The sequence below is a fragment of the Demequina sp. genome, assembly GCA_024707205.1.
GTDB lineage: Bacteria > Actinomycetota > Actinomycetes > Actinomycetales > Demequinaceae > Demequina.
In genome coordinates, this window is record JANQAD010000001.1 from 849,607 (window position 1) to 871,500 (window position 21,894).

General features: G+C 68.3%; 16 protein-coding genes, 3 tRNA genes and 4 pseudogenes. 9 read left to right on the forward strand and 14 right to left on the reverse strand.

Annotated elements, in window-relative coordinates:
• Window positions 1-378: 378 nt before the first annotated feature.
• The 4 genes and pseudogenes from NVV57_04355 to NVV57_04370 all read right to left on the reverse strand — a co-directional run bounded on the left by NVV57_04355 (window position 379) and on the right by NVV57_04370 (window position 4,751).
• Complete coding sequence (locus NVV57_04355; protein MCR6711962.1) at window positions 379-3,090, reverse strand: ABC transporter permease; 2,712 nt, start codon at window positions 3,088-3,090, stop codon at window positions 379-381.
• Window positions 3,087-3,805, reverse strand: a pseudogene (locus NVV57_04360) (ABC transporter ATP-binding protein). The gene NVV57_04355 and the pseudogene NVV57_04360 overlap by 4 nt, the downstream one beginning before the upstream one ends.
• Entirely contained in the window at window positions 3,802-4,380 is a 579-nt protein-coding gene (locus NVV57_04365) for a PadR family transcriptional regulator (GenBank protein ID MCR6711963.1), read from the reverse strand. The pseudogene NVV57_04360 and the gene NVV57_04365 overlap by 4 nt, the downstream one beginning before the upstream one ends.
• 110 nt (window positions 4,381-4,490) lie before the next feature.
• A complete protein-coding gene (locus NVV57_04370) occupies window positions 4,491-4,751 on the reverse strand; it encodes a YkvA family protein (protein ID MCR6711964.1) in 261 nt (86 codons plus the stop codon).
• A gap of 143 nt (window positions 4,752-4,894) precedes the next feature.
• On the opposite strand from NVV57_04370, the gene NVV57_04375 reads away from it, so the two are divergent.
• Together NVV57_04375 and NVV57_04380 are read left to right on the forward strand one after the other, a co-directional pair.
• Complete coding sequence (locus NVV57_04375) at window positions 4,895-5,200, forward strand: hypothetical protein (GenBank protein ID MCR6711965.1); 306 nt, start codon at window positions 4,895-4,897, stop codon at window positions 5,198-5,200.
• Window positions 5,201-5,516: 316 nt separating this feature from the next.
• Window positions 5,517-7,688, forward strand: a complete 2,172-nt coding sequence (locus NVV57_04380) for an MMPL family transporter (protein ID MCR6711966.1) — start codon at window positions 5,517-5,519, stop codon at window positions 7,686-7,688.
• On the opposite strand, the gene NVV57_04385 is transcribed toward NVV57_04380, so the two are convergent.
• Window positions 7,685-8,173, reverse strand: a complete 489-nt coding sequence (locus NVV57_04385; GenBank protein ID MCR6711967.1) for a carbonic anhydrase — start codon at window positions 8,171-8,173, stop codon at window positions 7,685-7,687. The two genes, NVV57_04380 and NVV57_04385, sit on opposite strands and share 4 nt — an antisense overlap.
• Before the next feature lie 39 nt (window positions 8,174-8,212).
• Here NVV57_04385 and NVV57_04390 point away from each other — a divergent pair, with 39 nt between their 5' ends.
• The gene (locus tag NVV57_04390) at window positions 8,213-8,983 is read left to right on the forward strand and encodes an SDR family NAD(P)-dependent oxidoreductase (GenBank protein MCR6711968.1); all 771 of its coding nucleotides are present in this window, start codon (window positions 8,213-8,215) and stop codon (window positions 8,981-8,983) included.
• Between the two features lie 119 nt (window positions 8,984-9,102).
• On the opposite strand, the pseudogene araA reads toward NVV57_04390, so the two are convergent.
• The 4 genes and pseudogenes from araA to NVV57_04410 all read right to left on the reverse strand — a co-directional run bounded on the left by araA (window position 9,103) and on the right by NVV57_04410 (window position 14,048).
• Window positions 9,103-10,618: pseudogene (araA, locus tag NVV57_04395) on the reverse strand (L-arabinose isomerase).
• Window positions 10,615-11,325 carry an L-ribulose-5-phosphate 4-epimerase gene (locus NVV57_04400; GenBank protein ID MCR6711969.1) on the reverse strand — a complete coding sequence of 237 codons (711 nt, stop codon included), beginning with the start codon at window positions 11,323-11,325 and terminating at the stop codon, window positions 10,615-10,617. Before NVV57_04400 ends, araA begins: the two are co-directional and overlap by 4 nt.
• A pseudogene (araB, locus tag NVV57_04405) lies at window positions 11,322-12,985 on the reverse strand (ribulokinase). Before araB ends, NVV57_04400 begins: the two are co-directional and overlap by 4 nt.
• An 88-nt stretch (window positions 12,986-13,073) precedes the next feature.
• The gene (locus NVV57_04410) at window positions 13,074-14,048 is read right to left on the reverse strand and encodes a LacI family transcriptional regulator (GenBank protein MCR6711970.1); all 975 of its coding nucleotides are present in this window, start codon (window positions 14,046-14,048) and stop codon (window positions 13,074-13,076) included.
• A 220-nt stretch (window positions 14,049-14,268) separates the two neighbouring features.
• Here NVV57_04410 and galK point away from each other — a divergent pair, with 220 nt between their 5' ends.
• From galK to NVV57_04425, 3 genes and pseudogenes are all read left to right on the forward strand, one after another.
• Entirely contained in the window at window positions 14,269-15,414 is a 1,146-nt protein-coding gene (gene galK, locus NVV57_04415; protein MCR6711971.1) for a galactokinase, read from the forward strand.
• 26 nt (window positions 15,415-15,440) lie between these two features.
• Complete coding sequence (galE, locus tag NVV57_04420) at window positions 15,441-16,415, forward strand: UDP-glucose 4-epimerase GalE (protein MCR6711972.1); 975 nt, start codon at window positions 15,441-15,443, stop codon at window positions 16,413-16,415.
• A 158-nt stretch (window positions 16,416-16,573) separates the two neighbouring features.
• A pseudogene (locus tag NVV57_04425) lies at window positions 16,574-17,934 on the forward strand (nitrate reductase).
• 51 nt (window positions 17,935-17,985) lie between these two features.
• Here the strand turns inward: NVV57_04425 and NVV57_04430 are convergent.
• The 4 genes from NVV57_04430 to NVV57_04445 all read right to left on the reverse strand — a co-directional run bounded on the left by NVV57_04430 (window position 17,986) and on the right by NVV57_04445 (window position 20,257).
• A complete protein-coding gene (locus NVV57_04430; protein MCR6711973.1) occupies window positions 17,986-18,372 on the reverse strand; it encodes a RidA family protein in 387 nt (128 codons plus the stop codon).
• Window positions 18,373-18,382: 10 nt separating this feature from the next.
• The gene (locus tag NVV57_04435; protein MCR6711974.1) at window positions 18,383-18,691 is read right to left on the reverse strand and encodes a family 1 glycosylhydrolase; all 309 of its coding nucleotides are present in this window, start codon (window positions 18,689-18,691) and stop codon (window positions 18,383-18,385) included.
• Entirely contained in the window at window positions 18,688-19,644 is a 957-nt protein-coding gene (locus NVV57_04440; GenBank protein ID MCR6711975.1) for a family 1 glycosylhydrolase, read from the reverse strand. The genes NVV57_04435 and NVV57_04440 overlap by 4 nt, the downstream gene beginning before the upstream one ends.
• 262 nt (window positions 19,645-19,906) lie before the next feature.
• On the reverse strand, window positions 19,907-20,257 hold the full coding sequence (locus NVV57_04445; protein ID MCR6711976.1) for a metallopeptidase family protein: 351 nt from the start codon (window positions 20,255-20,257) through the stop codon (window positions 19,907-19,909).
• A 90-nt stretch (window positions 20,258-20,347) separates the two neighbouring features.
• Between NVV57_04445 and NVV57_04450 the strand changes: the two genes are divergently transcribed.
• The 3 genes from NVV57_04450 (at window position 20,348) to NVV57_04460 (ending at window position 20,676) form a co-directional block, all read left to right on the forward strand.
• A tRNA-Glu gene (locus NVV57_04450) sits at window positions 20,348-20,420 on the forward strand.
• Window positions 20,421-20,471: 51 nt separating this feature from the next.
• Window positions 20,472-20,545: transfer RNA gene (locus NVV57_04455), tRNA-Asp, on the forward strand.
• Window positions 20,546-20,600: 55 nt separating this feature from the next.
• A tRNA-Phe gene (locus NVV57_04460) sits at window positions 20,601-20,676 on the forward strand.
• Between the two features lies 1 nt (window position 20,677).
• Here the strand turns inward: NVV57_04460 and NVV57_04465 are convergent.
• The gene (locus NVV57_04465) at window positions 20,678-21,742 is read right to left on the reverse strand and encodes a DUF4190 domain-containing protein (GenBank protein MCR6711977.1); all 1,065 of its coding nucleotides are present in this window, start codon (window positions 21,740-21,742) and stop codon (window positions 20,678-20,680) included.
• Window positions 21,743-21,894 lie beyond the last annotated feature (152 nt).

Here is a 21,894-nt window from a genome sequence, read left to right on the forward strand (position 1 = left end):
TGAATAACAAGGTGAGCCGTTGGGAGACGTGGGCGAGGCTTGACCTCGGCGACCACGGAATGGGCGTGCAGCGGGACGACCCACAGCGTGTTGGCTTCGTGGAACTCGACGACAGGCTGCGATGGGTTCCGCGCGAGGGCGACGACTGGGCCGTCCCCATCAACGAACTGACCGTGCGCACGCGAAAGCGGCGCTTCGCTCCACCACACAATGGCGTTGAACTCGACGTCCCGGACATGGGGATCATCCGGATCCGCGCCCTGGGCCAACGCCCCGGGACCGCCGTGCGGCGCAGACCGCGTATCACGCTCAGGCGGGGCGCTCGCGGAAGCTGCTCGCCGAGCTGCTCAAGCGCGGGGCGGCGTACGACCCGCGGGACTAGGCGGCGAGTCGGTAGTGGAGAGCCTTTGGGGCGCGCGTGAAGATCCCGCACGCGACGCCAACCAGGGCCGGAAGGGCCAAGAGCGCCACGCCCAATTGCCACCACGGCGGCGCGAACGTAGCGCCGTAGTACTCGTGGGAGCGCGCCCAATCCTCCGCGAGCGCCACGCCAAGACCGATCACCAGCGCCAGGAAGACCGAAAGCGCGGCCTGCCACCCAGAAACGCGCTTGGCGAGCGCGGGCGACGCCCCGAGCGATGCGAGCGTGAAGTCGTCCCTGCGCGCCTCTGCCCGTGCGAGGCCGAGGGCGAGGCCCGTGGCGAACAGAGCGATCAGGGCCACGGCGATGAGCGAACTAGCCGCGATGACGTCCGCGTACTCGCCGAAGGGCCACTGCACCACCATGCTGACGTCATGGGCAACAAGCACGGCATTGGCCGCATCGCCGTCGGCCTGCGTGAGCCCTCCAGGCTTCGTGACCAGCAACATGCTGGGCTCGGTCACGATGCCGTGGGCCGCTGCGGTCTCGGGCGACACCATCGCGAGCGCAAGCGAAGAGCGATCGGTGGGCACCTCGGTCACCGCATCCAGAGTGAATCCGTCGGTACGGGTAATGCCGCCGTCCCAGTTGGCAACGGAGGCCTTCCCATCCACGACGAGCTGGGGGAAGAAGGAGACCAGTCCGCCGCTGTCGAGGGCATCCAGCGCCGCCTCCGAGGGCTCGTGGCCGAGTAGCAAGGCCAGCAGCGCGGCGTCACCGGTCGCCACGAGCGTGACGTCGGTGCCAACAGGGTCGGCGCAGTTGGGGTCCTCCGCGATCTGGCGCATTGTGGGGTTGGGAACAGTCCCGTCAGCGTTCGCACGGTTTTCCAGACAAACGTTCTGCGGCGGAACCGTCACCGCGTAGTACGGTCCCGGCGCGCCGTCCCACGGGTTCTGCCACATGTTCATGGGGTGAAACGTGGCCGCGGGAATGATCCTGCTGAGGTCGGCCTCGAAGACTGCGGGGTCGAGGTATGTGGGGGTGTCCGAGTCACCCCACTGCGCGAGGTAGATTTGCCCGACGCCAAGCGGCACCTGATGCACCAGGTCCTTCTGAAAGTCTTGTTCGTAACGAGCCTCGGTCAAGTACGTGGTGGCGCCGAGGGTGACGGTCACCGCGATCGCGGCGATCACCGGCACCGTGCGCCCAGGACTTCTTGCCGCGTCACGAGCGGCGATCCGCGCGCCAAGCCCAAGCCAACTGCCCACACGCGCCATCCACCCGAGCAGCCTTGGCAGCGCCATGAGGACGCCGACAAACGCGAGGGCGACGGCGGTCAGCTGGGCTACCGTCGCGGTGAGGCGCGCTGGAGAAGAAGCCTCTCCAGACGGATGGTCAAGCACGGAATCGGTGAGGTGCGCGGCAACGACGAACATCCCCGCACTGGCGACCACGAGGGCCGCGCCAACATAGCCCGGCCACGCCTTGGGAGAGCGAGGGCGTTGCGAGCCGCGTAGCGCCGCGATGACGTCAACGCCAGACGAAGTCAAGGCGGGGATGAACGAGGCCAGCAGAGCCGCAAGGACCCCGAAGCCCACCGCAGCGGCCATGTGCCACCACACCACGTGGTATCCCCACACCGCGCTTTGGCCCTCCGCACCGCCCCAGTGAAGCTGCGCGCCGATGAACGCCCACGCGGCAAGCATCCCCAGTGGCACGCCAACCGCGCCCGCGCCGAGGCCGTGCCAGGCACCGGAGGCAAGGCCGATCCCAGTGAGTTCGCGGCGCTCGGCCCCCGTTGCGGCGATCAGGGCGAGGGTGTGCTGGCGGCGGCGCATCGACACGGCGAACGCGGCGCCGGCGAGCAGCACCACCTCGATGAGCCCAAGGCCACCCCCAAGGATCATGCCTGCGGCCGCGCTCGATCCCCCACTGGCGCCCTCGAGGGTGGGAGCCGCCACCCCTTCGCGCGTAAAGACGGCAAAGCCGTCGGAGGTAAGGGCGCTGACGTCGTCCTCGGTGAGCGCGGGCCCCTTCACGTACCACGTTGCTCCCCCAGGTGGGGTCCCTACGTCAAGGTCCGCTGTGCCGAACACAGCACCGTCGTCCCAACCACGCGCAGCTCCGAGTACCCCCACAATGTGCACCTGAGCGTCACCAACGCTGAGGGAGTCGCCAACCTTGAGCCCAAACCGCTCGACGAGGCCCGGCGAGACCATGACCTCGTCGCTCGCGTGGGGCGCGTGGCCCTCGAGAGTGCTCGCCTTGCCCTCAAACTCCGGCCCCCACAACGGGCCCAGAGTGACCGGTACACGGGCCGCGGCGCTCCCGTTGGAGGCCACGGCGGTGACCCTCGAGATGGGAGTCACCTGGGCTCCGCTTGGCAGCAGGGGCCGCGGGTCGCGCGTGGTCGGATCCGCGGTGTCCTCATCGTCGCCGCCGACCACCGAAAGCTGAGAGGGATCCTCCGCTGACTGAAACACCTGGGAGCCACTTGGGCCAACGCCGGTCACCCAGGCCTCGTTCTGGCCGAGTTCGGAGGCTACAAGCTCTGCGCGCGTTGGCTGGCCGCTCGCGTTGACGACGCCAACCGCCATGACAATTGCCACCGGCAGCGCGACCATCGACACCACGAGCGCGAAGTTGCCGGGCCGGCTGCGCAGGTCCCGACGAGCGATCCGAAGCGAGGTCGCAGAACGGCGAAAGGCCGCCGCGATCCGGCTCATCCGACGGTTCCCGCCAGTAGCCCATCAGGGGACGACGCGGCCACCTGGTCCACGATGCGACCGTCCGCGAGATAGACCACGCGATCCGCCCAGGCCGCATGCCTGGCGTCGTGAGTGACGAGCACGACGGCCGCCCCCTCGTCGGCTCTCTCGCGCAGCGTCGAAAGCACCGTGTCGCCCGTCACCGAGTCGAGTGCACCCGTCGGCTCGTCCGCGAGCAGCAGCTCGCGTCGGCCAACGATCGCCCGCGCGATGGCCACGCGCTGTCGCTGACCGCCGGACAGCTCGTCGGGGAACGATGAAGAGCGGTCTCGAAGTTTGACGGCCGCGAGCGCGCGCCGCGCCTCCGAGCGCGCCGTTGCTCGCGGAGCGCCGGCGAGGTCAAGGGGAGGGCCACGTTCTCAAGCACGGTGAGCGACGGCACCAGGTTGAAGTCCTGAAAGACAAAGCCGATCGCATCACGGCGGAGCCGCGCTCTCGTCTTGGCGGTTGCCACCGAGATGTCCTCGCCGTCCAGGTACACCTCACCGGCGGTGGGTTGCAGCAGCGCACCTGCGACGGAGAGCAGCGTGGACTTTCCCGATCCGGACGTGCCCATCACCGCGACCATCTCGCCCGTCGCCACCTGGAGGGAAACGTCGTCGAGCGCCCTCACCTCCGTGTTGCCGGAGCCGTAGACCTTCGTGACCTCATGCAGCGCAAGATGGACGGTCATCGGGTCTCCTCCAGTGCGGGTTCCGCTTGCGCGACCGCTGCAGCTCGAGGACCCGTGCGGCCGGCGCGCCGCAGCGCGAGGCGCTGCTCGGCGTGGTCGAGCCAGCGGATCTCGGCCTCGGTTCGGAAGATGAGCGCATCGGAGATCAGCTCCCAGGTGGGGTCCCCGTCGCGGGCCGCTCGGGCGGCGCGGTTGAGGTCCTGAAGCGACCTCATCGCCTCCACGCGCTCGGTCTGGATCACTCGCGCAACGTCGACGGTTGATGAGTCAACCGCGAGCGCGATCTTCAGTGCGACATCGTCCCGGCCGGCAACCTGCCGCCCACTCGGCGAATCCCACCAGGCGTCGACGGCCGCCCGACCGGCGTCGGTCAGCGTGTAGTGGACCTGGCGCGAGTCGGCGTCGTCGTCGCGCGTTACGAGACCATCCCTTACGAGCCGATCGAGCGTCGTGTAAACCTGCCCAATGTTGAGCGGCCACGCGCCACCCGTCCGGTCCTCGAAGTGCTGGCGCAGTTCGTAGCCGTAGCGGTTGCCCTCGCCGAGAAGGGCGAGCAGTGAGTGCTTGAGTGACATCGTTGCTCCATTGCATACCGGTTATGTATACCGAGTATGTAGAGCGACGGCGCACGAGTCAAGCGACCGCGCGGCGTGTCATGCCGCGACTGCGCGTGGCGCAACGGGTCTCAGGAAAGCCGCGTCGCCTTGACGTACTCGCCGCCGTGGACCGCCACCTCGAAGCGGCTCTTCTCCTTGACCGCAAGGCCGAACAGGATCGCCCACATGCCCAGATCGTCCGCGAGGCCCAGCGGGCCAAGGACGATCTCGGGGATGAGGTCGATGGGCGAGACCGTGTAGATGACGGTCACGACGGCCATGAACCACGTCATGGGCGCCAGTTTGTGTTCGCCGTGGAACACGGCCTTGATGAAGCTCCACCAGCTCATTTGAACCTCCCGTGCGGCTGACTCCGCACTTCCAGGGTAACCCCGGATCAGCGCTCAAGCACCGCGGAGACCGTGCCTGCGATGTACTCGACGGCCTCGGGGAGAACTTCTCAGTATCCGGGAACGCGAGGTGCCACGTATCGATGACCGCGAGACCCGCCGCCACGGCCGCGGAGGCGCGCACGAGGTGCTCGGGCTGGATCTTCGCGGGATCGGCTGTCCCCGAGAGCGCGCTCGCGAGCGTGATCGCCAGCACGTTGGTGATGCCGGACGCGGAGATCTCCGCCCCCACCATCGCCTGGATCTGGGGGTCCTTGAACACCGCGACCGATTCGGGGCTGCAGTCCGCCATCGCCTTAACGACGTTCCCGATGAAGTCCCTCCGCGCGCCGGCCGTCGACAAATCCGGCTCGCGCTCCAGCACGCTCCGGATGGCTGCGATGGGCTGATCCACGATCGCGCGCAGGATCTCGTCCTTGGACGCGAAATGGTAGTAGAGCGCGGCCTTGGTGAGGCCCAGGGCGTCGGAGATGTCACGGATCGACGTGCCTGAAAAACCGCGTTCCGCGAACAGGCCCGACGCCGTGGTGACGATCCGCGCTCTAGTGTCCGTTCGCCGTGCGTCGACGGGCGCTTCCGTGGTCATGCCCTCATCCTCCAGTGCACGTCACCAAACTTTCGCTTGACGAACGTTTAGTTATCGTGTCAATATCGGCCCTGGAACCATCTTAACGGTCGTTCAGTAAAACTAACAGGGGAGAAACCATGAAGGCCATCGCGCGCTTCTCAACCGGCCGCCCACTGGCGGTCCTGCTCGGCTGGATCGTCCTAGTCATCGGACTGCAGGCTCTCGTCGCCGCCGTTGGCCAGGACATCCGCGACACCTACGCGCTCAAAGACAGTGACTCGCAGTCCGCGCTCGACACGCTGCGCGCCAGCTTCCCTGCCGCCGCCGGCGACACCGACACGGTCGCGTTCAAGGTGACCTCCGGCTCGATCACCGAGGCGCAAGGCGAGATCGAGGCCGTGCTCGCGGACATCGCCAAGGTTGACCACGTCACCGGGGTCGTGAGCCCCTTCGCGCCCGACGCTGTTGGCCAGGTCTCGCCGAGCGGCACCATCGCGATCGCCACCATCCACTACGACGACCAGGCGTACAACCTGCCGCTCGAGGACGTCGAGAAGGTGGGCGCCATCGTCGCCGCCGCGAACTCCGACGAGCTAACCGTCGGCGTCGCCGGTCAGCCCGCGAGCCGCCTCACCAATCCCACCGTGGGCGTCGGGGAGTTCATCGGCCTCGCCATCGCGGGCGTCATCCTGTTCATCGCCTTCGGCTCTCTCATGGCCGTGACCGTTCCGCTGATCTCCGCGATCGTCGCGCTCACGGGCGCTCTTGCGGCGCTGAGCCTGTTCTCGAACCTCGACCCGCAGTCCACGTCGTCTCCCCTGCTCGCCGTGCTCCTTGGCCTCGGTATCGGCATCGACTACGCGCTGTTCATCGTCAACCGCCACCGCCTTGGCCTCAAGGCGGGCCGGGAAGTTCGCGACTCCGTGCGGGCATCCGTGACCACCTCCGGCCGCGCGGTGGTGTTCGCCGGCCTGACGGTGTTCATCGCCCTGGCCGGAATGTTCGTGCCCCAGATCCACTTCCTGTCCTCGCTCGCGATCGCCGCCGCGATCACGGTCGCGTTCTCCGTTGCCGCGTCCATCACGCTCGTGCCCGCCCTGCTCACGCTGTACGGGCACCGCGTGCTTAGCCGCCGCGAGCGCGCGCACCTCGCCGAGACCGGCTTTGTGCCCGACGCCGTTCCCAAGCCTGGTCGCTTCGCCAACCTGGTGGAGCGTCGGCCCTTGGTGACGTCGCTCGCTGCGCTCGCGGTGCTTGGGCTGCTCGCGATCCCCGCGTTCTCCCTGCGCCTCGGCAACGCCGACCAGGGCAACGACCCCGTTGGCGCGACCACGCGCACCGCCTACGACATCGTGGCCGAGGGCTTTGGGCCCGGCGTCAACGGCACGCTCGTGGTGGTGGCCAAGGGCGACGACCTGACGGGCCTCGCCACGAAGATCGGCGGCGACTCCGACGTCGCCTCCGTGCAGGGGCCGATCCCCAACGGTGACGGCAGCGCGCAGATGCTCGTGGTGGTGCCCAAGACCTCGCCCCAGGACGTGGCCACGGAGCACCTCGTTGAGCGCGTGCGCGACACCTACATCCCTCAGGCCGACGTGGCCGCGCACGTTGGCGGATCGGTCGCGGGCCAGCTCGACTTCACCGACGCGATCGCCGACTCCCTCCCGCTGTTCTTCGCGATCGTCATTGGGCTGTCCATGGTCGTACTCACCGTGGCGTTCCGCTCGGTCACGCTCCCGCTCGTTGGCGCGGCGATGAACCTGCTCTCCGCGCTCGCGGCGTTCGGCGTCATCGTTGCCGTGTTCCAGTGGGGCTGGGGCCACTCGCTCATCGGCATCGGCGAGGGCGGCCCGGTGGAGCCGTTCGCCCCGCTGATCCTGTTCGCGCTGCTCTTTGGGCTGTCGATGGACTACCAGGTGTTCCTCGTGTCCCGCATCGCGGAGCTGTACCACGGGACCAAGGACAACGCCGTGGCCGTGCGGCGCGGGCTAGCGGAGGTGAGCCGCGTGATCATCGCGGCCGCATCCATCATGGTGGTGGTGTTCGGGTCCTTCGTGAGCTCCGACTCGCGCATCATGAAGCTCCTTGGCCTTGGGCTCGCGGTGGCCGTGTTCGTCGACGCGTTCATCGTGCGCGTGGTGCTCGTGCCCGCGATCATGCGGCTGCTCGGCCGCGCGAACTGGTGGATGCCGGCGTGGCTGGACCGCATCCTGCCCCACCTCGACATCGATGACAATGCAAGCGCCGGCGACGGCCACGCGGTGGCCAGCCAGGGCGTCGGACAGGAAAGCGAGCTCGTGGAGGCCTAGAGAACCTCGCGCAGCTCACCCGTGTGGACGTCGAAGACGAAGGCGCGCACCTGGGTGGTGTCCACGAGGAACGGCGAGCGGCGCACGCGCTCCATGGACTGCCGCAGGTCGGCGTCCAGGTCCTTGAAGGATTCGGGGCTCCAGGTGGGCTTGAGTCCAGTCTCTTCGAGCAACTGGTTGCGCAGCTGGTCGTCGGTGAACGTGAGTGAGCCGCAGTCGGTGTGGTGGATGAGGATGATCTCGCGCGTGCCCAGCTTGCGCTGCGAGACGGTGAGCGAGCGAATGACGTCGTCCGTCACCACGCCGCCCGCGTTACGCATGATGTGCGCGTCGCCGATCTCGAGGCCAAGCGCGGCGAACGTGTCGAGGCGCGAGTCCATGCACGTCACCACGGCGAGCTTGCGGCGCGGCGGGAGCGGGCGGTCCGGGATGTACTGCGCCGCGTAGTTCTTGTTGTTGGCGAGGAGTTCGTCGGCAATTCCCATGGGGAAAGACTACGGGGGGCCCGATGCGAGGATGAGCGCATGTCTCGCATCTTCATCACGGGCTCGGCCCAGGGAATTGGCGCCGAGTGCGCGCGGCAGCTCATCGCGATGGGCAACGAGGTGGTGCTGCACGGCCGCAACGAGGCCCGCGCGGCGGCGGCCCTGTCCCAGTTGCCCGACGCTGTTGGCGCCGTCGCGGGCGACCTCGCCTCCCTCTCGGGTGCCAGGGAGGCCGCCGAGGCGGCCGACGCGCTTGGCCCGTTCGACGTCGTGATTCACAACGCAGGGCTGGGCGGCGGCGCCCGCGAGCGCACCCTCACCGATGACGGGCTCGAGAAGATCTTCCAGACGAACGTCGTTGGCCCGTTCGTGGTCACCGCGCTCATGTCGGTGGCGAGGCGGATGGTGTATCTGACCTCCGGCCTCGAGTCCCAGGGCGTGTGGCGGCCAGACGACCTGCAGTGGGAGTCGCGGCCATGGGATGGGATGCAGGCCTACAGCGACTCCAAGCTGCACGACTCGATGCTCGCCTTCGAGCTAGCCGCTCGGCACCCGGAGGCGATCATCAACGCGGTGGACCCGGGCTGGATCAAGACCCAGCTCGGAGGGCCGAACGCGTGGGACGAGGTGGAGGATGGCGCGGAGACTCAGGTGTGGTTGGCGACGTCCGACGATGAGGCGGCCACAGCATCGGGCCGCTACGTGAAGCGGCGAGAGGTGCACGAGCCAAACCCCGCGGTGAGGGACGCGCGGTCGCGGGCGGCGCTCGTCGCTGAACTCGAGCGACTCACGGGGCTCTCCCTGCCCTGAACGACAACGGACCCCGCTCAACTGGATGAGCGGGGTCCGTCGCAGGAAGGGTCGTCGAGCGGCCGGAACCGCTCGACGATGGAAAACCTACCAAAGGTAGGTGTTTCCCGTCGGGGGGATCAACGACCCCCGAACGCGTAGTAGGCGGAGTTCCACTGGATCTTCTGTTCGAATGCCTCAAGGGTGGTGTCCGCGTCGATGACCAGCAACTCGATTCCCGCCATCCGCGCGAAGTCCTTGATCACCTGCACGTCGAGCTGGTTGCTCATCGCCGTGTGGTGAGCGCCACCCGTCTGCAGCCAAGCGGCGACCGCCGTGGGGAAGTCCGGGCGCGCCTTCCACACCGCGTGACCGACGGGCAGGTTAGGCATCGGCTCCGGCAATTCGACGTTGTCCACCTCGTTCACCACAAGGCGGAACCTGTCCCGCATGTCACTGAGCGCCACCACCACGGCCGGCCCAGCGTCGGCCGTGAAGACCAGGCGCACCGGGTCCTCCTTGCCGCCGATCCCGAGCGGGTGGATCTCCAGCCGCGCCTTGCGAGAGGACAGCGCGGGGTTGACCTCGAGCATGTGCGCCCCGAGCGAGAGTTCCTCTCCGGGCACCAGGTGATAGGTGTAGTCCTCCATGAGGCTCGCGCCGCCTGGCAGCCCCGCGCCCATCACGGCGCACAGGCGAACGAGGATCGCGGTCTTCCAGTCGCCCTCGGCCCCGAAGCCGTAGCCGTCCGCCATGAGGCGCTGCACCGCGAGGCCCGGGAGCTGGCGCAGCTCGCCAAGATCCTCGAACGTATCCGTGAAGGCCCCAAAGCCGCCCTCCTCGAGGAAGCCCCGCAGGCCCGCCTCGATCGCGGCCGCGTATCGCAGCGACTCGTGCCGCTCACCACCGGGAAGCAGTTCCGGCGCCACCTCGTAGGAGTCCAGGTACTCGGCGATGAGCGCGTCGATCGCCGCGTCGCCCACGGCGTCCACCCGCGCAACCAACTCGTTCACTCCCCCACGTGTTGATCTGGGTGCCGAGCACCACCTCGGCCTCGGTCTTGTCTCCCTCGGTAACCGCGACAAACCGCATGTTGTCGCCGAACCTCGCCACCTTGAGTGACTTGGCCGCCGCTATGCCCGACGCTGCGCGCGCCCAGGTGCCGATGCGTCGGCTGACCTCGGGCGAAGATGCGTGGCCCACCACGGTCACGCGCGGAATGCCGAGTCGCGTCTCGATATAGGCGTGCTCGCGGTCGCCGTGCGCGGCCTGGTTGAGGTTCATGAAGTCGAAGTCGATCGTGGCCCACGGCAGCTCGAGGTTCGCCTGGGTGGCGAAGTGCAGCAGGGGCTTGGTGAGCGCGTTGAGCCCGGAGATCCACATCTTGGCCGGGCTGAACGTGTGCATCCAGGCGATTACGCCGATGACCTTGGGGTCGGCGCTGGCCTCCACCATGGCGTCCAGGATGCCGTCGCGGCTGATGAGCACGGGCTTCCACACGATCGTGACCGGAACATCCCCGGAGGCGCGCAGCAGCTCCACCACCTGCTGCGACTGCTCCGCGACCTGCTTGAGCACCTCCTCGCCGTACAGCGTCTGGCTTCCGGTGAGGAACCACACCTCATACTCGGCGAGATTGGGAACGATGCTTGTCACTTGAGGCCTCCCTGGGGCTGCTGTCCGTAGACGTTCTGGTAGCGGTCGAAGAGCGAGTCGATTGCGGCGGGGTCGATGGGGACGGGATCGCCCAGCTGGCGCGCGAGGTGCACGGTGCGCGCCACGTCCTCGCACATCACGGCGGCCTTGACCGCGTCGCGCGCGTCCTTGCCGATTGTGAAGACCCCGTGGTTCGCCATGAGCACCGCGCGGCTGCGGTGACCCTCGAGAGTGGCCACGATCCCGCGGCCGATCGAGTCGTCCCCGATGATCGCGAACGGACCCACCGGGATCTCGCCGCCGAACTCGTCGGCCATCGCGGTGATGACGCACGGGATCGGCTCGCGCCGCGCGGCCCAGGCAGTCGCGTACGGCGAGTGCGTGTGCACCACTCCGCCAACGCGCGGGAGGGTGCGGTAGACGTAGGCGTGCGCCGCGGTGTCGGAGCTTGGAGAGCGATCGGAGCCCGGGGTGCCCGGAATGACGTTGCCGTCAAGGTCGCACAGGATCATGTTGTCCGGGGCCAGCTCGTCGTAGTCGACTCCGGAGGGCTTGATGACGAAGTGCGAGGTGCCGGGCACGCGCTCGGACACGTTGCCCGCCGTCCACACCACCAGCCCGTAGCGGACCAGCTCGTTGTGGAGCGATGCGACCCTCTCGCGGCTCGCGGCGATGGCCGCCTCTTGGGCCTCGGTGAACGCGGTCATGCGTGCGCCTCCCTTCGGATGGCTTTGAGTCGCTTCATCACGTCGTTGGTCCCACGGCCAAAGTAATCATGAAGTACCTGGTATTCGGCGAAGAGACGGTCATACTTGGCCACAGCGTCGGGCCGCGGAAGGTAGGCGGCGCGCGTCACCCTTCCCATAACCTCCCCCGCCTGCCCGACGGACGGGTACAGTCCCGCTGCCACGGCGGCGTGGATGGCGCTTCCGAGGGCGGGGCCCTGTTCGGAGGCGATCGTGGAGATGGGCAGGTTCAGCACGTCGGCGTAGAGCTGCATGAGCTGGGGGTTCTTGAGCAGGCCGCCCGCGACCACGAACTCGGTGACGGGGACGCCGGAGGCGTTGAATGTCTCGACGATGGTGCGCGCGCCGAAGGCGGTGGCCTCGAGAAGCGCGCGGTAGCCCTGCTCGGCGCGCGTCGCGAGGGTCTGGCCCACGAAGATCCCGCTGAGACTGGTGTCGACAAGCACCGAACGATTGCCGTTGTGCCAGTCCAGGGCCACAAGCCCGTGGGCGCCGATCTCCTCCTCGAACGCGAGGTCGGTGAGGTACTGATGGACGGAGGTTTCCGCCTTCTCGGCCGCCTCGAAGTAGCGGCCGGGCACCTGGTTCTTGACGTACCAGGCGAAGATGTCGCCCACGCCGGATTGGCCCGCTTCATACCCATAGAAGCCCGCGAGAATGCCGCCGTCGACGACGCCGCACATGCCGGGCACGTCAGCGAGGTGATCCCCGTTCATCACATGGCACGTCGAGGTGCCCATGATCGCGAGCATCTGGCCGGGCTCGGTGGCCTTTGCTGCGGGCGCGGTGACGTGGGCGTCGACGTTGCCCACCGCCACGGCGATGCCCTCACGTAGTCCAGTCCACCCGGCGGCCTCCGCGGTGAGCCCGCCGGCGCGCTCGCCCAGTTGGCCGATGCGATGCGCAAGCTTGGTCTCGGCAAAGCCCGCGAAGGCGGGGTTGAGGGCAGCCTCGAACTCGCGGCTGGGGTAGGCGCCGTCCTGGAGGATGCCCTTGTAGCCGGCCGTGCACGCGTTGCGAACGTACTCGCCGCACAGCTGCCAGATGATCCAGTCCGCGGCCTCAACCCAGTGGTCCATGCGCTCGAAGATCTCGGGATCCTCCTCGAGCAGCTGGAGCGCCTTCGCGTACTCCCACTCGGAGGAGATGAAGCCGCCGTAGCGCGGCAGCCAGCTCTCGTTGCGCTCCCTTGCGATCGCGTTGATGCGATCAGCCTGGCCCTGGCCGGCGTGGTGCTTCCAGAGCTTCACGTAGGCATGGGGGCGGCCCTCGAGGCCCGGCACCTCGCACAGGGGCGTGCCGTCGGCGAGCACCGGCAGCGGCGTGGACGCGGTGAAGTCGGTCGCTATCCCCACGACCAAGGCGGGGTCGATGCCCGCGGCGGCCACAGCGTCGGGCACCGCGCGGCGCAGGACCTCGCGGTAGTCGTTGGGGTCCTGGAGCGCCCACTCCGGGGGAGCGCCTCGCCCGTGGCCGCGAGGGTGGCGTCCATGACCGCGTGCGGGTAGTCGTACACCGCGCTCGCGAGCTCCGTGCCGTCGGCGGCGTCCACAACGAGCGCACGCCCGGAGAGCGTGCCGAAGTCAACGCCGATGACGTAGGCGGTTCTTGGTTCAACCATCGTGGCCCCTTTGCCGAATTCGGTGATCGGATATTAACGCTAACATATGACGCAGTCACGCAGGTGACAAGAGTCAACGGTCCTGGAATCAGCCCCTGGGGCGCGTGGTCGAGGAGCGCTCCACGAGCCAGGGGCGCAGCGGAGGCGGGGCAACCGTGGCCGGTTCGGTGAGGCGCGCGACGAGCATCGCTACGGCCTGCTCGCCCGCGCCGTAGAAGTCCTGGTGCACGGTTGTGAGCGGCGGATAGAAGTGTGCCGCCTCGGGGATGTCGTCGAAGCCGACGATGCTCACGTCGAGCGGCACGGACAGCCCGCGGCCGCGCAGCGCATGCATGACGCCCTGCGCCATCTGGTCGTTGGCCGAGAAGACGGCGGTCGCCTCGCTCGCGATCCGCAGGCCGGCCTTAAAGCCAGACTCCGCAGTCCAGTCGCCCTCGAGATCCGGGTGTGCGGACAGCCCGTGCTCGGCGAGGAAGGCGTGGAAGGTCTCGCGGCGCATGTCGGCCTCGGTGAAGCCGGATGGCCCCGATACGTGCTGGAACTCGCGGTGTCCGAGGGCGAACAGGTGCTCCATCGCCAGTCGCGTTCCCGCGACCTGATCCACCGCCACGGCGCTGCCGACGGTCGGGTGGCCCGTGAGCACGAACGCGAAGGGAATGCCGGTGTTCATCGACTGCACCACTTGAGTGACGTGCGGGCTCTGCGCCACCACGACGAGCGCGTCGATCGAGCGGCCCAACAGGAAGTCGAGGCCCTCCATGACGGCGGCGGGCTCGTGCGACACGGTGGTGATGAGCGGGTGGAAGCCGGCGCGCACCGCGGCGCGCTCCGTGGCGTAGAGCGTCGCCATGGGTCCGTAATTGGGCGTCTCCGGCGCGAGCACGCCTATGGCCTGCGACTTGCCGGTGGCGAGCGTGCGGGCCGCCAGATTGCGGCGATAGCCAAGCTCATCGATGGCGGCGAGAACCCGGTCCTTGGTGGCGGGCCGGATCCCGGGGAAGTCGTTGAGAACGCGGGACACGGTCTGGTGGGAGACGCCGGCGCGCGCGGCGACGTCGTGCATGCTTGGACCACGCGATTGCTTCGGCACTCCACCCTCCGCGGCAAGACTAGTACGACAACTCTCGCGTAAAGCAGGAGCGACGCTATCGCATGACCCGCTGGGGCCGCGACACACCGTCCCGTCAATGTTCACGGTAACATTGATGGAGGCGCGGGCGAAAGGCCCTCGCGCAAGCACGAGTGAGGACCCCATGCCCGACGCAGCGCAGCGAGCGAGCGAGATGTTCGAGGCCGCGTACGGCCATCCGGCGAGCGGTGTCTGGTCGGCCCCCGGTCGCGTGAACCTCATCGGCGAGCACACCGACTACAACGGCGGGCTGGTGCTGCCGTTCGCGATCGACCGCCGCACCTATTGCGCCGTGGCGCCCCGAGACGACCGCATGCTTCGGGTGCGGTCAGAGACAGTCGAGGGGGAGGCGGTCATCGCGATCGACGACCTCTCTCCAGATGCCCTCGACGGCTGGTCCGCGTATCCGCTGGGGGTCGCGTGGGCGCTCCTGCACCCAGACGGAGGCGAGGCGGCGGCCACACTGGCCACAGCGTCGGGCCTCGATCTGTACCTCACGAGCGATGTGCCGCTCGGCGCCGGTCTCTCGTCATCCGCCGCGATCGAGTGCGCGGTGGCGGTGGCGCTCAACGACCTCTGGGGGCTGGGCCTGGACCGCGTGGCGCTGGCCCGCGCGGGCAGGCTTGCAGAGAACGTCGCCGTCGGCGCGCCCACGGGAATCATGGACCAGACCGCGTCCCTGCTGGGCGAGGAGGACCACGCGGTGTTCCTCGACTGCGGCACCGAGGTCGCCGAGTCTGTGCCCCTCCACCTCGACCGCGAGCACCTTGCCGTGCTCGTGATGGACACTCGCGTGAGCCACGAGCACGCGACCGGAGGCTACGGCGACCGCCGCGCCTCGTGCGAGCGCGGCGCCGAGCTGCTGAATGTGCCGTCGCTGCGGTTCGTGCTCGAAGAGGACCTCCCGCGCGCGGAGGCGGTGCTCGATGAGGAGACCTACCGGCGGGTGCGTCACGTGGTGACCGAGTCGGCGCGCGTGGACGCGACCGTGCGCACGCTTCGCGACGAGGGGCCGCAGGCGATCGGCGACCTGCTGCTCGCGTCCCACGCGTCCATGCGCGATGACTTCGAGATCTCGGTCCCGGAGCTCGACCTCGCTGTGGAGTCCTCCGTGCGCCACGGCGCGATCGGCGCGCGCATGACGGGCGGCGGCTTCGGCGGCTCGGCGATCGCCCTGGTAGCGGCCGACGCTGTTGGCGAGATCGCGGCCAAGGTCACCGCCGACTTCAGGGCGGCCGGCTTCCGGGACCCGCGGTGCTTCGCGGTGGTGCCCTCGGACGGCGCGCACCGAGACATCTGATCCCTCGAGAAACCTAAGGTGGACTCATGAGCTGGTTGGTCACGGGCGGTGCCGGGTACATCGGGACGCACGTGGTGCGCGCGCTGGACGCGGCCGGAATGTCCCCGGTGGTGCTCGATGACCTGTCAACGGGGATCGAGTCATTCGTGGTGGGTGCGCCCTTCGTGCGAGCGAGCGTGCTCGACACGGACACCGTCACTTCCGCGCTCGTGGAACACAACGTCGAAGGAGTCATCCACTGCGCTGGGTACAAGTTCGCCGGCGAGTCCGTGAAGTACCCGCTGCACACGTATCAGCAGAACGTGGACGGGACCCGGTCCCTGCTCGAGGCCATGGCGGTCGCGGGCGTGGGCCTGCTCGTGTTCTCGTCCTCCGCCGGGGTGTACGGGACTCCGTCCTCTGCCGTGGTCACCGAGTCGACTCCCACGCTTCCCGAGTCGCCGTACGGAGAGTCCAAGCTCATCGGCGAGTGGCTCATTCGCGACCAGGTGACTGCGTTGGCCGGCAGCGACACCCCGCTCGCCGCGACGTCGCTGCGCTACTTCAACGTGGTGGGATCCGGCTTCCGGGACGTGTGGGACGCCTCGCCCCACAACCTGTTCCCCAAGGTGTTCGCGGCCATCGAGGCTGGCATCGCGCCGGTCGTGAACGGCACGGACTACGACACCCCGGACGGCACGTGCGTCCGCGACTACGTGCACGTGAGCGACCTCGCGCACTCGCATGTGGCCGCTGCGCGCATGCTCGCGGCGGGACGCCCGCTTGCGCCGGTGTACAACCTGGGCTCCGGCGCCGGGACGTCGGTGCGGGAGATCGTGGACGCGATCGTGGCGGTCACGGGCACCTCGCTGGTCCCGGTCGAGGGGCCCCGACGCCCGGGCGACCCCGCGCGCATCGTCGCCAAGGGCGACCTCGCCGCCGACGACCTCGAGTGGAAGAACTCGCACTCCGTGCGCGAGATGGTCGAGTCCGCCTGGGCCTCGCACCCACACGGCGGCTAAGGCGAGGCTCGGCGCCAATCCGGTTCCCAGCCGCGGCTGCGGCCGCACGCGCCCACTGACCAGGGACGTTTATCCCGCGCGCGCAACCCGCACCTGTCGCTAGAGTCCCTGCAATCGCGCGATTGCGCGGGGTTCCTCTCGTGTGCAAAGGAGCACGCATGAGTCTGTTCAGTTGGACCCTCCACGGCGACGGCAGAGCCATCGCCCCCGACGCGGCGGTGGCCCCGGACGAGCGCCTCACCTACCCACGCACCCTCAGCATCGGCGCGCAGCACGTGCTGGCGATGATGGGGTCGACTCTCGTCGTTCCTGCTATCACCGGCATGCCGGCGGCAACCACGCTGTTCTTCAGCGCGATCGGCACCGCGCTGTTCCTGCTCATCACCCGCAACCGGGTCCCCAGCTACCTCGGCTCCAGCTTCGCGTTCATCGCGCCGCTCGCAGCGGCCGGAGTGGCGGCTGAGAATGGGCCGCTCGATGCCGAGACGATCGGCAAGGGCCTCGGGGGATTCTCCTCGCCGGTGTGCTGCTGGCGATCGTCGGCGTGATCGTCAACCTCTGGGGCACCCACTGGATCGACGTGGCGATGCCCCCGATCGTCACCGGTTCCATCGTGGCGCTCATCGGTCTCAACCTCGCGGGCGCCGCCAAGAACATGTGGGCGGCAAGCCCGTGGACGGCCCTCGTGACGCTCTCCGCGGTGCTGCTCGCGATGGTGGTGTTCAAGGGCTTCCTGAGCCGCATCGCGATCATCGTGGGCGCCGCGATCGGCATCGTGTTCTCGGCGCTTCGCGGCGAATGGTCCGCACCTCTCGCGGCGCACGGCGGCAAGACGGCCACCGAGGTCATCGGGGCCGCCGACTGGTTCGGCTTCCCCACCTTCAACACCCCGCGCTTCGACGGTTCCGTGCTGATGGCGTTCGTGCCCGTGGTGATCATCCTCATCGCGGAGAACATCGGCCACCTGAAGTCCGTGTCCGCGATGACGGGCCGCAACCTGGACCCCGAGACCGGCCGCGCGCTGCTCGCCGACGGCCTCGCCACCACGGTCGCCGGCCTCGGCGGCGGTTCCGGCACCACCACGTACGCGGAGAACATCGGCGTCATGGCCGCGACGCGCGTGTACTCGACGCTCGCCTATTGGGCCGCCGCGGTGTTCGCCCTGGTACTCAGCCTGTGCCCCAAGTTCGGAGCGCTCGTCGCGGTACTGCCCGTAGGCGTGCTCGGCGGACTCGCGACGCTGCTGTTCGGCCTCATCGCCGTCCTCGGCGCGCGCATCTGGGTTGAGGCGAAGGTGGACTTCAAGCAGCCCATCAACCTCGTCACCGCGGCCGTTGCGCTCATCGTCGGCACCGCCGACTACACCGCGCACCTCGGCTCGATGCTCTTCAACGGCATCGCGCTCGGCACCATCGCGGCCCTCGTGATCTACCACGGGCTCGGTTGGATCGCCCGGCTGCGCGGAGGCGCCGTCGAGACCCCTGCCACGCCCGCCTTCATAGAAGGCGACGAGAGCTAGAGGCAAGGCAAGAGGCCCGACGCTTGGGTAGCGTCGGGCCTCTTTGCTCGCCTAAGCGACGATCGCGTCCACTTGGATCTCCACCTTGTACCGCGGGTCCGCGAGCGCGGCGACCTGGACGATGGTCGCGACCGGACGAATAGCGTCAAAGGCCTCGCGGTGGGCGCGCGCGACGAGGTCCATGTCCGCGATATCGGTCACGAACGTGACGGTGCGAATCACGTGCTCAAGCCCCGCGCCTGCCTGCTTGAGCGCGCCCTCGATCACCGCGAACGCGTCCTTGGACTGTTCGTAGGCGTCGCCGTCGATGGCCGTATCGCGGCAGCAGGAGCCAGCCACCGCAATCTGGTTTCCCACCCGGACGGCGCGCGAATAGCCGTAGACGTCCTCGAAGCGACCGCCCGAGGGCAGGTTCTGGCGTGCGGAGTTGTCGGTCACGCGCTCAAGGCTAGCGGCGCGAGTCGGCCACGATCCCCGCGTACCACTCGGCGCTGGGCTTGGGGGTGCGGGCGAAGGTGACGGGGTCAACCGCGACGAGCCCGAACTTGGGCCGGTAGCCCTCGGCCCACTCGAAGTTGTCGAGGAGGCTCCACGCGAAGAAGCCGCGGACGTCCACGCCGTCGTCCATCGCCGCGCGCAGGGCCGCGAGAGATCGCGAGTAGTACTCGATGCGCTCCGCGTCGTCCTCGGTCGCCACTCCGTTCTCGGTGACGATCACCGGGACGCCCGCCACCCCGTATGCCTGGCGCACGGTCATGCCAAGCGACTCGGGGTGAAGGTCCAGTTCATCTGGGTGACGCGCCAGTCGGCGGGCTTTGGGAGCTCCTGGAAGTCCGCTCCCAAGTGCATGGTGAAGTAGGTCTGCACACCGATGTAGTCGTCGCTCTTCGCGGCATCGAGCCACACGCCGGCCATGAGCCACGGGAACGGGTTCGCGGGGTCGTCGACCGGTGCGTCCATGATGCGGACGCCCTCGGAGTTGGGATCGCCGTCCGCGTGCACCACCACGTCGCTTATCGCCAGGGTGTGGCCAACGGGGAAGTCGCCTGGGCCCGCCTTGAGCACGGGAACGGCGCGCTTGTGGGCGGCGACCATGTTCTCCGTGGCCGCCCGGAACGGCTCGACGCCGCCGTTGAGCCCCGGCGGGAAGAAGCCCTGCATGTAGCCGGCCATCGCCACCACGTTGGGCTCGTTGAAGGTCGCGGCGATGTCGATCTGGTCGCCGAGGTGCTGCACGGCGATGTCGCAGAACCGAACGAACCAGTCGACAATCTCCGGGTTGGTCCAGCCGCCCTGCTCGGTGGCCCACAGCGGCGTGGTGAAGTGGTGGAAGGTGACGGACGTCTTGAGGCCCATCTCGTGGGCGGCCAGCATGATCTGGCGGTAGTGCTCGAGCGCGGCGATCGAGAACTCGCCCTGCGCGGGCTCGATGCGGCTCCACTCGATCGAGAAGCGGTAGCAGTCGAGGCCCATCTTCTTGACGAGCTCGAGGTCCTCGAACCAGCGGTGCCACGAGTCGGTGGCATCACCGGAGCTCTCCGCGCAACCGCTGCCGGGGGTGTGCTCCCAGGCCCACCAGTCGTTGTTGGTGTTGCCGCCCTCGATCTGATGCGCGGCGGTCGCTGTGCCCCACAGCCAGCCATCCGGAACCGGGCCAAAACTGGTCATGGGGGCGAAAGTCTTGTCAGCGTCGGGCATCTGAGAGGTCATGGCGCGCTCCTTTGCGGCGGTTACCAACTGGTCAGACGAACAATTCTACGCCCCGACGGGAGTGGTTGCGGGGCGGGCGCGGAGCGGGTACGGGGCGGGCGCGGGGCGGGTGCTGCTGCCCCGGCACGTCCCGGCTACCAGCGACTCCCCAAATGGAGACTCAGGTTCACGAATCGCGCGTTTCGACGACCTGAGCGCCCATTTCAGCAGGAGGAGGCGGCGGGCAGCCGACGACGAAACCGCGGCCGCGCCACCGCCCCCGTCAGCCCCAGCCGAGCTCGTGGAGCCTGTCGTCATCGATGCCGAAGTGGTGCGCGATCTCATGCACCACGGTGATCGCGACCTCGTCCCGCACCTCCTCGACGGAGCGGCACATGCGCAGCGTGGGGCCGCGATAGATGAAGATGCGGTCCGGCATCTCGCCAAAGCCGTAGTTGCCGCGCTCGGTGAGCGCGATGCCGTCGTAGAGCCCCAGCAGGTCCTTCTCCGGCCCAGCAGGCTCGTCCTCCACGAGGATCACCACGTTGTCCACGAGGTCGAGCAGCTCATCGGGAATGGTCGCGAGCGCGTCGTCCACCGCGGCCTCGAAATCCTCCCGCGACATCTCCACCATGACCCCATTGTCCCGGCCCGACGCCGCGGTTGGGTAATCCCCCCTCGTCACCGGTACTATTGGCGGGTCCTGGCGGGCAACCGCCGCGGAGCCCCCATCGTTTAGTGGCCTAGGACGCCGCCCTTTCACGGCGGTAGCACGGGTTCGAATCCCGTTGGGGGTACGAAGGGTGAGTGTGGATGGTCTACACTTGCTCTTGCTCAATTAGAGCAATGGCCCTGTAGCGCAGTCGGTTAGCGCGCCGCCCTGTCACGGCGGAGGTCGCGGGTTCAAGTCCCGTCAGGGTCGCGGTGCGAGGCCCCTTATTCGTAAGGGGCTTTCGTGTCAGCGGGGCAACCCGCACGGCTCTGTAGCTCAGTTGGTAGAGCGCACGACTGAAAATCGTGAGGTCACGGGATCGACGCCCGTCGGAGCCACCATCTAGTACGACGTCCAGTACGCCTCGTACACCGTGCCCTCGGGCATGACCTCGTAGAACATCGCGTCGAACGGCACGGACTGCCCCGGATCGAGCGTGTCGCTCCATCCCGGCGCCGCACCGATGATCTCGCCGCTCGCGTCGCGCGCGACCACCGTCACCGTGGGGCTCAGGACCTCCTCGGTGAAGCTCGACGTGACGGTGCCGGTGACGGTCGTGAAGAGGTCGTCGCTCGTTGCCGTCATGTTCGAGACGGTCAGGGTGCCGCTCGCCGGCTCGCTCGCGAGCCCGTTGGCGTCGGGCCCCACCACCTGCAGCGTGTCGACCTCGGCCCCCTCGAGCTCATAGAACGAGCCCGCGATCGCGGACTCTCCGCTCGGCAGCGCTTGGTACGTCCAATAGCTGTCAATGACGTTCCCGCTTGCGTCGAGCGCATTCACGGTCAGCTGCGCGGATGGGTACGGGTTCGACGATGGGTTGTCGAGGATCACCACGAACCAGGTGGTGCCCTCGTCCCACGAGTTGGGCGCGAACGCGTAGTCCGCGACCGCGAGGCCGCCATCGACCGGCTCCGGCCCCAGCGTCATCTCGCCCCCGCTAGCGACCGGGCCGTACGTGAACCAGTCGTCGGCGCCGTCCTCATACGCGCGCATGCCGATCACGATGAACACCAGCACGATCGCCGACATCACGATGCTGACCACGCCCATCACGATCCCCGAGATCGCCATGGGCTTGCTCTGCTTCTTCGCAACCGCGAACCCACCGAACACAACGGCGAGCACGCCAACCAGCACGCCCCACACTGGCAGCCAGCCGCTGACCAGTCCCACGATTCCCAGGACCAGCGCCGTGATTGCTAGACCCTGTTTCTGGCTGCCCGACGGCGAGGTTGAGTAGCCGTACGGCGCCGGCGGGGCGAGGGGCGGGTTCTGCGACGGCTCTACGCCTTGCTGCTGAAGCGTCCACTGGTTCGCGGCGTCGGAAATGGACGGCGGCGGTGGGGGCGTGGGCGTCGGCTCGCTTGGCGGGCTGTAGTACTCGGGGCCCTGGGGCGTCTCAGGCATGGCACATAGCGTGCCAGACATGACTGCAGTTGAGCCATGCCCTCCCGCGCCTGGCTCGAATGGCACGTGAGGCCGATTTGCGCGAATAGGACTATCTACGCAAATCGGGGTATGGTCGAAAGACCGCACACGCAACCACAAGTTGCGCGCGC